9 protein-coding genes are annotated in these 12,801 nt (G+C 39.3%); 8 read left to right on the plus strand and 1 reads right to left on the minus strand.

The features are described from left to right. Positions 1 to 60 precede the first annotated feature (60 nt). From J7E63_RS25555 to J7E63_RS25570, 4 genes are all read left to right on the plus strand, one after another. On the plus strand, positions 61 to 1,335 hold the full coding sequence (locus J7E63_RS25555; RefSeq protein WP_215017679.1) for a LysM peptidoglycan-binding domain-containing protein: 1,275 nt from the start codon (positions 61 to 63) through the stop codon (positions 1,333 to 1,335). Positions 1,336 to 1,401: 66 nt separating this feature from the next. Further along, positions 1,402 to 1,584 (plus strand): hypothetical protein, encoded by a 183-nt coding sequence (locus J7E63_RS25560; protein WP_215017681.1) that lies wholly within the window; start codon positions 1,402 to 1,404, stop codon positions 1,582 to 1,584. Further along, positions 1,577 to 3,046 carry a D-alanyl-D-alanine carboxypeptidase/D-alanyl-D-alanine endopeptidase gene (gene dacB, locus J7E63_RS25565; RefSeq protein WP_251033768.1) on the plus strand — a complete coding sequence of 490 codons (1,470 nt, stop codon included), beginning with the start codon at positions 1,577 to 1,579 and terminating at the stop codon, positions 3,044 to 3,046. Before J7E63_RS25560 ends, dacB begins: the two co-directional genes overlap by 8 nt. 63 nt (positions 3,047 to 3,109) lie before the next feature. After that, a complete protein-coding gene (locus J7E63_RS25570) occupies positions 3,110 to 3,523 on the plus strand; it encodes a CBS domain-containing protein (RefSeq protein ID WP_308162022.1) in 414 nt (137 codons plus the stop codon). 91 nt (positions 3,524 to 3,614) lie between these two features. On the opposite strand, the gene J7E63_RS25575 is transcribed toward J7E63_RS25570, so the two are convergent. Continuing rightward, positions 3,615 to 4,340 (minus strand): hypothetical protein, encoded by a 726-nt coding sequence (locus tag J7E63_RS25575; protein ID WP_215017725.1) that lies wholly within the window; start codon positions 4,338 to 4,340, stop codon positions 3,615 to 3,617. 158 nt (positions 4,341 to 4,498) lie between these two features. Between J7E63_RS25575 and J7E63_RS25580 the strand changes: the two genes are divergently transcribed. The 4 genes from J7E63_RS25580 to J7E63_RS25595 all read left to right on the plus strand — a co-directional run bounded on the left by J7E63_RS25580 (position 4,499) and on the right by J7E63_RS25595 (position 12,774). Then, positions 4,499 to 7,507: a PD-(D/E)XK nuclease family protein gene (locus J7E63_RS25580; RefSeq protein ID WP_215017683.1), complete on the plus strand. Its 3,009-nt coding sequence runs from the start codon at positions 4,499 to 4,501 to the stop codon at positions 7,505 to 7,507. After that, positions 7,500 to 10,703 carry a UvrD-helicase domain-containing protein gene (locus J7E63_RS25585; RefSeq protein ID WP_215017685.1) on the plus strand — a complete coding sequence of 1,068 codons (3,204 nt, stop codon included), beginning with the start codon at positions 7,500 to 7,502 and terminating at the stop codon, positions 10,701 to 10,703. Before J7E63_RS25580 ends, J7E63_RS25585 begins: the two co-directional genes overlap by 8 nt. Before the next feature lie 627 nt (positions 10,704 to 11,330). Beyond that, the gene (locus J7E63_RS25590) at positions 11,331 to 11,594 is read left to right on the plus strand and encodes an ArsR/SmtB family transcription factor (RefSeq protein WP_088087250.1); all 264 of its coding nucleotides are present in this window, start codon (positions 11,331 to 11,333) and stop codon (positions 11,592 to 11,594) included. Between the two features lie 79 nt (positions 11,595 to 11,673). Then, positions 11,674 to 12,774, plus strand: coding sequence for an alkene reductase (locus tag J7E63_RS25595; RefSeq protein ID WP_251033769.1), 1,101 nt, complete (start codon positions 11,674 to 11,676; stop codon positions 12,772 to 12,774). Positions 12,775 to 12,801 lie beyond the last annotated feature (27 nt).

The raw sequence follows: 12,801 nt of genomic DNA on the forward strand, positions 1-12,801 counted from the left end.
TTCTATTGTAATAACTTATCATCTTTCGCCCATATGATAGTAATGAAGGAGTGTGAGAAGATGGCTGTTCATGTTGTTATCGCAGGTGAAAATTTGTGGGCAATATCCACGAGGTACGGGGTTTCAATTCAAACGATTGTAGAGCTAAATGGGTTACCTTCAGCAAGTTCCATCGTCCCGGGTCTTGCACTTTATCTTCCGGATGTCTTGTCTCCACTCCGCTACTATCAAATTAAAGCAGGCGATCACATCTGGCAGCTGGCTCAACAATTTAGGGTCGATCCTTCGGTTATTCTCGCTGCAAATCCAGGGATTAATCCTAACCTGCTCGTAATCGGCCAAATCATAAATGTTCCCACTCCAATAAGATTATCTCTCGAAACACTAGGGTTTTTAGTGCCAGCATCTGAAAGTGCAAACCTTTCCACAATCAATAGTTTAGCTAACCAATTAACCTATTTAGCGATTGTCGCTTATACGTTTACAGAGGAAGGCTATGCGTTTAATGTGAGCGAGGATGCAGCCCTGGTTGCAAGAAGTAATCAATTGAAGATCATCCCATTATTGATGGTCCGAAATCTTATCGGAAATGATTTCAGCGCGGAGTTGGCAGGGCGTGTCCTGGAAAATCCAACCTATCGGGGAAATTTGGTAGCGAGCTTGGTCAACTTAACCAGGCAAAGAGGGTTCGGTGGCGTCAGTATCGACTTTGAATTTATTCCACCGGCTAGACGAAATGATTTCAATTTATTTTTAACAGAATTAAAGCGCAGCTTAGACGGGCTTATTTTACAAGTAAATGTTCACGCCAAAACAGCTGATATTCCAACGAATCGAATCATTGGTGCTTATGATTATGCGTCGATTGGCAAGGTGGCTGATATCGTGGCGGTGATGACCATGGATTATGGCTACCCGGGGGGGCCGCCCGAGCCGATTGCCCCGATTCCGTGGCTGGAGCAAGTGATTCAATACTCGGTGACACAAATTAATTCTCGTAAACTGCAAATCGCCGTGGCGTTATATGGGTATGACAAGGTTGTTGGTACGAATGCAACCCAAGCCTTATCGGTACTTGCTGCTCAAAATAAAGCGATATCACTGCCTGAGAACATCGAGTTTGATATCACGGCTAGGGCACCTTGGTTTCGCTACTGGCAGGGTAGTGAGGAGCATGTGGTATGGTTTGAAGATATTAGGAGTTTTATAGAAAAGTATAGGTTAATTGATATGTATCAATTAGCTGGGACGACTTTTTGGCAAATAAGTTTGCCGGCACCGCAGAATTGGGATTATCTTAGTAAAAATATCCATGTGGTGAAGAGAATCGTATAAAATTACACTTTATTTTTGACAGTGTAGCGGGTGAATTTTGTTTTTGTGCCATTTTGAAGGGGGGTTGTGCCATTTTGGGATAGTTTTGTGTCATTTTCACCAGTTTTTGTGCCATTTTCAATGGGTTTTGTGCATTTAGACAAAAATTGGGATTTGCGGTTGTCCAATAAAAAAACATCTATGATATTATTTGTTATTTTCGGACAAACTCTAAGGAAAAAGGAAAGGCTGGAACCAAAGCTTGATTAACAGACTTAAATATTACACCCTCATCTTCATTACGGTGCTTGCCGCATCCGTTCCTTCTATAAAAGTAAACGCCATGTACGGCTACGAAAAAATGACCCAGCAGATTAATCAACTAATAAATAACGAACCTGCGTTAAAAGGAGCAATTGCAGGCATAAGCATCCGTACCGCTGCGGAAGGAAAAATCATTTATGCCCACCAAGGCGACGTCCGCCTAAGACCTGCTTCCAATATGAAACTATTAACAGCTGCTGCCGCCCTTACTATCCTCGGAGAAGACCACACCTTCACGACGGAGTTACATACGGATGGCACGGTAAAAAAGAAAACTCTAAACGGAAATCTATATTTAAAAGGGAAGGGAGATCCAACTTTATTAAAATCTGATTTTGATAAAATGGCTGAGGATATTCAGAAGCGCGGCATCAAAAAGATTAAAGGGAATCTTGTAGGAGACGATTCCTGGTATGATAGTGTCCGCTATTCGCTCGACCTGCCTTGGAGCGACGAAACAACCCATTATGGGGCACAGATTTCGGCACTCACCGCCTCACCAACGAAGGATTTTGATGCCGGATCGATCAAAGTCGAGGTGGTGCCTGGTACGAAAAATGGGGACAAGACTACAGTGAAAATAACCCCAAAAACCAACTTTCTAAAAATAATCAACCACGCGGTAACCGTTCCAGAGGATGGTAAAAAGGATATCACCATCGAACGGGAACACGCGAGGAACATCATAACAATCGAAGGAACCATCCCAACAAAGGCAAAAACAGAAAAGGAATGGATTGGTGTCTGGGAACCCACTCGTTATGCCGTGTCTCTTTTGAACCAATCCTTAACAGAACACGGAATACAGGTGACAGGAAAACTAAAAACAGGATTGGTGCCTGACACCGCAAGAATTTTAACGACACATCAATCGATGCCGTTATCTGAGCTGCTGGTTCCGTTTATGAAACTGAGCAATAACGTCCATGCTGAAATATTAATTAAGGAAATGGGTCGAGTCGTAAAAGGGGAAGGAAGCTGGGAAAAGGGACTAAGCGTTTTAAAAAATGAAATTACAAAATTCGAAGTTAACCCCAAAACATTGGTGCTTAGGGATGGTTCAGGCGTTTCCCATGTTGACCTGATTCCAGCCAACCAGCTGACGCAGCTGTTATTCTCCGTCCAAAAGGAAAAGTGGTTTCCTAGTTATCTTCACTCATTACCTGTCGCCGGTGAAAGTGAAAAGATGGTCGGCGGAACTTTAAGAAATCGGATGAAGGATTCTTTGGTTCGAGGAAAAGTTTACGCAAAAACGGGGACCATTTCAACGGTGAGTTCAATATCAGGCTACGTGAAAACAAAAAGTGGACAAACCTTAATTTTTTCAATCCTTCTAAATAACTTAATGGAAGATTCAAAAGGAAAAAAGGTGGAGGATAAGCTGATTACTATTTTAGCCAATCAATAACCTATCGTTTCTCATATTGAAAAAATCGCCAATGTTTTTAGCCGTCCTAATTATGCACTGTCGATTGCTACGAAAAATGTAGTGTACTTTGATTATCGTGACAGTATCTTAAAGGTAACAGCCGCCATTAAAGAACACGGGTATTCAAAGTTTCCAAGCTATAAAAACAAAAAATGTGTCGGCTTACTTACAGCAAGTTCGATTGTGAAATGGATGTCACAAAATATGGAGAACAGCTCTGTCAATCTTTCCGATATCCAAGTGTCAGATATAATTACCTATGAGAAGGAACATCCGATAGAAATCGTCCCAAAAGATATTAATATTTTTGAGGTTGAAAATATTTTTGAAAAAGCACATAGGAAGAAGCGGAAAATAGAAAGTGTTATAATCACTGAACATGGGAAAGCGGACGAGTCCCCCCTTGGCATAATCACTGCTTGGGATCTTATTCAAATTGATTACACGGTTGAGTAATCATAAAGTTCTCCTACCTTGGAGAACTTTTATTTTCGAAAAAAAACAAGCATACCGCTCAGGCATGCTCGTTGTATTAGGCTTATATTGCTTAAAATTCAAACTCGCTTAATTGGTCCATATGAGAGGCAATCATCGCAATTATGGTGGTTGCTTCTTCTTTACTAAAAATGAAATGGGACTCATCCTTGATTAATTCATCGTCCGTCGTCCAAATCCGATTAACGCGCTTGAGAACACCGTCTCCAGTAGCTTGCACCAATCCAAATTGATAGGTTACTTCGACTTCGTCTTCATGTTTGAAGGCCGTTACTTCAGGGGTGGACCAATCAACATCAATTTCCTCAAAGATGTCGTCACTGTTGACTTGTTCGGCTTCGTAATACTCTTCATCCTCATCATCTTCCACATAAACAGTTTCGACCTCATCATCATCATCCAAGACCTCGCTGGTCTGAAGATAGACCCCATCATCTGTATAGTGATCATCGCCGTTCATGTAATCATGAAGACTGGCGTGAACTTCCTCGATAAGGTCTTCTATGTCTGAAAGGATGACCTTCGCCGTATGTCCGCTGTCAACATCGAATGTATCGATGTAAAATTCTTCGTTTTGCGGATCAAAGAACAGTGAGCAAAAATAATCACGCTCCAGTTCTTCGGTATCAACATCTGCGGTATCGACATAAAACTCAATCCTTGGATGTTTGGCAGCTCTTTCAACTGTCATTTGGCCAACCTGATCGTATTCTTCACAAATAGATTCCAGGTGTTCTTGCAGTTCTCCACAAACTCTGTCAAACCATTCTAACGACATCAAACATCCCATCCTTTCAAAGTTAATCGAGGTTATTATTACCAACTTTGAAAAAAATATGTTTTTTCAATTATATTGAAGGAATAACAAATATGAAACTAGAACAGAGTGAATAGGTAGATAATTATTATTTTTCTTTTAGAAAGTTGGAGGTTCCCATGCAAGCCTTAATAAGCGAACTTAACCAAATCTGCAGTAAATTTCCTTATAAAGAAAAAGTCGTGATCGTTGATTCTCATTCAATTGGGGAACAAATCAATGAGGCATTTGTTAAGGAAGGACATCAAGCAATTAATCTTAAGTATAAAACAGTAATCGACCTTGCCCAAACTCTTGTTGACTTGAATTCAGAGCAACCGCAAAATAGCTTAGATCATACGGTTGGAGTTCATTTTACTTACAATCTCCTTAAAGAGTTGAAGAACCAGGATAAGCTCCGATACTTTGCAGGAATGGAAATTACGCCAGCCTTTAGTCATGCCATTTTTACAACCATCCAAACATTACATTTAGCTGGCTATACAAAGGACACGTTGAAAAAGAATGCATTTATCAATCCAGACAAAGCGGAGGATTTTTATGAGATCCTTGCTGAATATGAAAATAAGTTAATTTCTGAGCAATTTACCGACAAGGCCGGATTGTTAAATAAGGCACTTGAAACGGCTCAAATAAATGAAAAGGTATTATTTATTTTACAATCAGGTCTAACCCTATCGCATTTAGAAGACCATTTCCTGAGAAAGATTATCCCTGAGACAGTCTATAAACTGCCGCTTGCACCCGTTTTGGGGGTCAATACTCCTGAGCGGTCAAACCTTAGTTCCATTCATTGCGGACCCTCGACTCCGCTTAGCTATCTCTATCAACAGGAAGAAGCATGCGGTGAGCCAAACTTAGTAGTCTTTACTGCTAAAACAGAAGAAATGGAAGTGAAACAAATCCTAGAGAAGATTAAGGTCGCAAAATCTCCTCTAGATGAGAATGTTGTTTATTATACAAATGCTGATGCATACATAACCCAATTTTATCACTTGTCACAAAAGATGGACCTCCCTATAACCTTTGGCGAAGGACTTCCGGTTTCTTTCAGCCGCCCTGGACGGTTAGTTTCAGGGCTTGTAGGGTGGATTCAGTCAAATTATAGTGTCCCAGCTTTTCTGGACATGTTCAATGAGGGCTTGCTTGAACTGGGTAAAAAAGTTCCTTTCATTGAGAGTGGATTTGTTGGACTTGATGAAGTGGTGGTTTCAAAATCAAAAATTTCCAGAGTGCTCAGGGATCTTCAAATTGGCTGGTCTCAAGAACGGTATTTAAAACTTCTTTCTAAGGAATTTGATCGATTAAGTATGAAGTGCGTCGATCATTTAGATGACCCCTGTTATGAAAATCCTGCAAAAGAGATGTTATGGATTTGGTTGAGTTTTGAAGAAATTTTTAAGAAGCTTCCACCATTAAAGTCAATCATGAACTATAAAAAATGTTTAACCGGAATCGCCTATGTACTCAAAAATAATTGTAAAACAAATTCCGCTTTTGATGAGATCGCAAAATCAACCTTATTGGAAGAAATCCAAAAACTGCTCCCTTATGCGGATGAAAAGTTACCTAGTTATGATGTCTTTGAAAAGATAAAGGACCTACTGCTTTCTGTCCGTATAAATCAATCACGGCCAAAACCAGGTCACCTCCATGTTTCAACTTATAAGAGTGGAATATACAATAGTCGACCAAATGTATTTTTCGTTGGACTTGATAACAAGAAGTTTCCTGGTAACGTAAGTGAAGATCCACTCTTGCTTGATGCAGAGAGGATTCAATTAGGGAACGGCCTGCGATTACTTCGTGAAAAGGGTCAAGAGAACTTGTATACGCTGTTACAAGTTTTGGCAAATTCAAATAGTCATGTCACGGTCAGTTACTGCCATTTCGATATGAACGAAAACCGTGTCGTTAACCCGGCATTTGTTGTCTTGCAATGCTACCGCTTAATCACAGGCAATAAAGATGCCGAATTTAAATCGTTAAAGTTACTGCCGTCATCAATCATCGCTACTGATATTTTTGAAGATAAAGACTACTGGAATGAAAAATTAACAAATGATAGTTCACATCAGCTAAATGAAGGGATTCTAACCCATTTTAATAATGTTAAACAGGGAATCGCCGCCGAAACCGCACGAAATACCGGAAATTTCTCTGAATATGATGGACTGGTTCAAATTGATGACGCGCAATATGACCCACGTCTCAATCAGGAGAAAACGCTGAGTGCGGGCAAGCTTGAAACCCTTGCAAAATGTCCGTATTCCTATTTTTTGAGAGAAGTGTTAAAAGTTAGGCCTGTCGATGACTTTTCGTTTGACGCAAACACATGGCTGGATGCTGCTACCCGTGGAAGCCTGCTACATAGTATTTTTGAAAACTTTTATAAAAAATTACAACAAGATCATGCCAAGCCTTCTTACGAGAACCATTTTGAACTCATTTTAACGATTGCTCAAAACTTAATTGAACAGCAAAAGGAAGTGCTGCCGCCGCCAAATGAAAGAGTCTATCAACGTGAACGGAGTGACATCTTAGCTTGCTGTGAGATTTTTCTAAAAGAAGAAGAGCTTCACAGCGAAAATTACGATCCGCTTTATTTTGAGTATTCCTTTGGGATTGGTGAAAAGGATCCGGCGATTATTACTCTTCCATCAGGAGAAGTAAAAATTTCAGGGATTATTGACCGTGTGGACCAATCCAAGGACGGTAAATATCACATTATTGATTATAAAACGGGGAGCACGTACGGTTATGCGAAAAATGCAGCCTTCAAAGGCGGTCGACAGCTTCAGCACATGATTTATGCTTTGGCCATCGAACAGCATTTAAACCTTGGCGAGGGTGCAGTCGAGGAGAGCTCCTATTATTTTCCGACCCCAAAAGGATTGGCACAGAGGTTTACGAGGAAGCAGGACCGTACACTCAGAACAAATGGTATAGATATTTTGGAAAAACTGATTGATACTGTGAACCATGGTCATTTTGAAATGACTGATGATGTGAATGATTGCAAATTCTGTGATTATAAGCTTGTTTGCCGCCGCCATTTTTATGATAAAGAAAGCCTTGAAATGAAGCAGTCGAATCAAAAGTTAAAGGGGGTTAGAGCATATGACTAAGGAAATTCTCGATCAAGCGGCCCGGGATAAAATTAAATCACAACTTAAGAGGAATTTTTTAGTTGAAGCTGGTGCTGGTTCTGGTAAAACGACGAGCTTAGTCGATCGGATGGTCAACCTCATTTATACAGGGACAGCAGAAATTCAGGAAATTGTTGCGATCACTTTTACACGAAAGGCCGCTGATGAGTTAAAGGTCCGTTTTCAAGCAAAATTAGAGGAAGCGTGGAAAAAAGAAATGGACCTTGATATCGAGTTTCGTTTAGGTGAGGCATTGCAAAATATTGAGCGCTGCTTTTTAGGAACGGTCCATGCCTATTGTGCCAAACTGCTCCGAGAGCGTCCGATTGAAGCAAATTTAGATTTAACCTTTAAAGAGCTTGAAGAGTCCGATGATTTAGATATTTTAGAAGAAGCGTGGCAACTTCATTTACAAAATTTAATCAATGAAGAACCGCATCACTTTGAACTCATTGGAGAATTAGGGATATCCGTTGACAACCTGTTTCCCTGGTTAAAGAGGCTAAAGGAATATTCCGATGTGGAATGGGTGACGGAAAGTGTCCCGAAACCAGTATTGCAGCCAGAATACCAATCATTTATGCTCCTAATTAAAGAAGCAAAACGATGCGTTCCTGAGGAGGAACCACCGAAGGGGTATGATAGTTTACAAAAAGCGATTTTAACGGCTGTCCAAAAGGAAAAATTCATCAATCCTTCGAAGGAAAAGGACATCATTAGTATTTTTGAATTATTTGATAAGAACTTAAAGCCAACCTATAATCGCTGGACAGCCAAGGAAGATGCAAAATTTTATGAAGAGAAAATTACAGCAGTGTTTGAAGTATCCATCAAACCGCTTATACAAGCTTGGAAAGAATATTGTCATCCCATTATTATCGATTTTTTACAAGATGCTGTCCGAACCTACGAGCAAATGAAGAAAGAGAGATCACTACTAAACTTTCAAGATTTAATGATCCATACATCAAAATTGCTTAAAGGTAATCCAGAAGTTCGCGCCTATTTCCAAGCGAAATATCGCTATTTACTCGTCGATGAGTTTCAGGATACGGACCCGATTCAGGCGGAGATCATGTTTTATTTAACGAGTGATGACATTAATGAAAAAATCTGGACAAAATGCAAACCGAAAGCAGGCTCACTCTTCGTTGTTGGTGATCCCAAACAAGCTATTTACCGTTTTCGACGCGCCGATATTGATACATACAATCGTGTCAAACAGTTAATCGAGGAGCATGGAGGAGAAGTGCTGCAGCTGACGACAAATTTTCGGACACTTGACACTGTTACTAAGAAATTAAATAAAGTGTTTGAAAAGTATTTACCTGAAGTGGAATCCGATTACCAAGCTGCCTACCACCCGTTAATAGCCTTTCATGAGGACAAAGGCGAGGGCTTTACAGGTGTGAAGCGTTTATCCGTTCCTGCCGATTATAAAAAGAAGGAAGAAGTCATATTAATCGATGCTGAGAACATCGCACTGACCATTCAAAATCTCATCGAGCAGGGCCATAATGCCAAGGATTTCATGGTACTGACCAGGTATACCGATGGCGTTGCTTCCTATGCGAAAACGATTGAGGACATGGGGATTCCTGTTAGTATCAGTGGTGAAGTTATCCTTGGTGAAACAAGAGAGTTCCAAGATTTATGGATCCTGTTAAAATCATTCTTGGACCCAACCGATGAAGTTGGCTTCGTTGCTGTGTTACGGGGGGTTTTCTTCGGTATCAGTGATCAAGAACTATATCAATGGAAACAAGCTGGTGGAAGATTTTCCATTTACGCCCAAATACCGGCTGAAATTCCGATAGTGCTAAAAGATAAATTTGAAATAACATGGGATAAATTACAGCGATGTCAAAAGCTAATTCGGACGCTGTCGCCAACAGCTGCAATTGAAAAAATCATCGAAGAGGTCGGTTTCTATCCATTACTTTTGAAAAATGGCCGGAATAAACGAACGTATAAGAGTCTGCTCCAAATGCTAGAAGCCCTCCGTAAACAGGAGACGACTGGTAATACAACATATAAACAAGTAATCGAAGCACTGACCGAGCTGATTTTTGAAAAAACAGTGGTTGCAAACCTTGAAGAAGACGCAGATGCGGTTCGGATTATGAATATTCATAAAGCAAAAGGACTAGAGGCACCAATTGTCTTTTTGGCACATCCAGTCAAGTCAGTCAGTCCTGAATCCTTTTTATCACAGCATATTAAACGTGAGGACTATACTTCTAAAGGGTACTTTACGTTTACAGTGAAGAATGGCTTTGCGGAAAAAGAAATTGCGATTCCACTTGAATGGGAGACACATAAGACAGAAGAGCTAATGTACCTTACCGAAGAAGAGCAGCGGATTATTTATGTCGCGGCAACTCGTGCCGAAAAAGCACTAATCATCAGTTCTCACACTGGTAATAAGAAAAACCCTTGGAATATCCTTTTTGAAATGGAAAACATCGAGGAAATGGAAGTGCCTGAAATAGAAGTGTTTGAAATTAACTTAGAGCCAAAGGAGCTTACCTTATCCGAATTTAAGGCGAAAACCGTGAGTAAAAACGCCTGGCTTGACCAAAGTAAAATGAAAACTTTTGAACATTGGTCGCCAACAAAAGACAAAGATTATTCAGAGTTAATCATGATTGAACGAGAATCGGGTGGTGGAAAGGATTGGGGAACGCTGATTCATGATGTCTTTGAAAAAGCTGTTCAGGGCCATGAACTTTCTAATTATATAAAGGTTGCCTTAAACAAATTTAAGCTTCCTATCGAAAGAGAGGAAGAAGTAAAGTCTTATCTGCAAAACTTGCGAAAATCACTCCTTTGGGATGAGTTAGTGACAGCGGAAGAAGTGCTGACAGAAGTTCCCTTTGCGTTAAAAGTTGAAAAGGGCCAAACTCTTTATTCGTTAATCACTAAAAATCCTGAAGATATCCATCCCTTCTACGTCAAAGGAACGATTGATCTTATCTACAAAAAGAATGGCTCATGGAACATCGTTGATTATAAAACAGACCGAGCAAAACAGGTCGAAGACTACGAAAAGCTCCAAGCATTCTATAGCAGCCAATTATCTTTTTATAAACAGGCTTGGGAGGAATTAACCAAAGAATCCGTAAGCAAAGAAATACTTTACTTCATTGAACCAAATCAATTAAGGGCTCTTTAGGAAAAAAAAAGAAAATTCCACAGGCTTCAAAACTGCTTGTGATGAGAAACCCAATGAAATTGATCAGTGTGTATAAGTAATCTCTAATTCATTTATAAAAAAGTATTTCTGCGGGTCACCGACTTACTATGAAATATATGTATATAATGGTTCAATAATATATTAACATGGTACTAATTGTAAAAGTTTAGTAAAATAAAAATGGAAGCTAGCCAAGGAAGGATAACTTCCATTATTTAAAATAGCCTGTATCAAATGATTACTTGGTAATCTAAGTTACGGGCTTTAAATTTTGGTGACTATTTGTTCTTATATATATTTAACCTAATGTGCGTTTTTTTATATAAGTGAAAAACTCTAAAGACATAAATTGTATTCGAAAATAAAAAGATTGGAAATTATTGTTAAAAAAGATAATTAGAATGTGTGGAAGACTAAAAGTTATATTAATAAAATCATTTTATTTAGGAGCGAGCATCGTGTAGTGGTACACAATCACATTCTTAAATTAAGAAAACAGCCTTTGAATTAAAAAATGAAAAGCACTCTCTTGACAGAGCATCTCTGATGAAATACAATATTTCTAGAAATACTGAAATAAGCATTGCTGAAAGGAGGTTTTTAGCGGTGAGTGATGATATTGCTGTAAAAGTCTATAAGGCACTAGGTGAATCGACTCGTTTACAAATCGTAAAATTACTTGCTCAACAATCAGAGTTAGCCTGCCTGGAAATGGCAAATCAATTAAAAGTCCCTGCCAATTCAACATTGACACATCATTTAAAACCATTACTCGATTGCGGATTATTAGCAGTTCGCAGAGAGGGAACCTTCAGATATTACAGTTTACAACGTGAGGTCCTTGAACAATACGCACCCGCTTTGCTTTAATGTTAAAGCGGAATAATTTTAATTTTAATTTCAGTATTTATAGAAATACCGAATAATTGAAATGAACGGGGGAAAATGTATGGGCCAAATTAGCAAAGAAACAAATTCTTGGGGAAATTTAAAAAATGGTTTAGAAAGTAAATTTTTTGAACCGATAAAAATCGGAGCTTGGAATTTACGCTCTCGTATCGCAATGGCGCCGTTAACAAGATCCTTTGCAGATGATCAGACGGGCGTAGTAGGGGAGGATATTGTTGAATATTACCGAAAACGTGCTGCCGATGGAGTTGGTTTAATCATTTCAGAAGGAACCGTCATTAGTCCTCGTGGAAAAGGCTATCCTGGAATTCCAGGAATTTATTCAGACAAACAAATTAAGGGATGGAAAAAAGTAACTGATGCTGTGCATAAAGAGGGAGGAACAATGATCGCTCAAATATGGCATGTTGGTCGTTTATCTCATCACGAGCTTGCTGGAAATCTGCCTCCTCAAGCACCATCAGCTATTCCAGCTGAAGGCCTTGTCTCTCGTTTCCGTAAGCCATATGATGTTCCTGAAGAAATGACAATAAAAGATATTAATGAAGTAATCAATCAATATGCGCAAGCTGCGAAAAATTCAATAGCAGCAGGTTTTGATGGTGTAGAAATTCACGGTGCCCACGGATACTTAATTGACCAATTTAATTCAGATATAACAAATCATCGTACAGACGAATATGGTGGTGACCTTGCTCAAAGATTAACGTTTATGAAGGAAGTAATTAAAGCAGTTATCGACGCAATCGGTACAGAACGAACAATGATCCGATTCTCTGCTCATAAAGCAGATATACCAAATTACATGTGGGAAGATCCAGAAATGGCTATTCGTACATTTGTTGAGGCATTTAAGGAAGCGGGTGCAACAATGATTCACCCATCGATTATGCAATTTGATCGAGTGCTTGCAAATGGAAAAACGATGCATCAATTAGTCCGAAAATACTGGGATGGTGTCATTATTGGGGTAGGTACATTAAATCCAGAAATGGCGAATCAGGCGATTGAAGAAGGAATAATCGATGTCGCTGCTTTCGGACGTCCATTAATTTCTAATCCTGATTTTATTCATCGTTTAAAAATTGGTAAAGAGTTGGAAGAATACGATGTTAAGAAGCATCTTAATACATTAATTTAAAGCACTAGAATAGAATGAAGCTTAAAT

The sequence above is a fragment of the Bacillus sp. ISL-75 genome (assembly GCF_018613095.1).

Coding starts and splice junctions, on each gene's coding strand:
- J7E63_RS25555 (WP_215017679.1), top strand. CDS start 61: ATGGCTGTTCATGTTGTTATCGCAGGTGAAAATTTGTGGGCAATATCC.
- J7E63_RS25575 (WP_215017725.1), bottom strand. CDS start 4,340: ATGTCGTTAGAATGGTTTGACAGAGTTTGTGGAGAACTGCAAGAACAC.
- J7E63_RS25580 (WP_215017683.1), top strand. CDS start 4,499: ATGCAAGCCTTAATAAGCGAACTTAACCAAATCTGCAGTAAATTTCCT.
- J7E63_RS25585 (WP_215017685.1), top strand. CDS start 7,500: ATGACTAAGGAAATTCTCGATCAAGCGGCCCGGGATAAAATTAAATCA.
- J7E63_RS25595 (WP_251033769.1), top strand. CDS start 11,674: ATGGGCCAAATTAGCAAAGAAACAAATTCTTGGGGAAATTTAAAAAAT.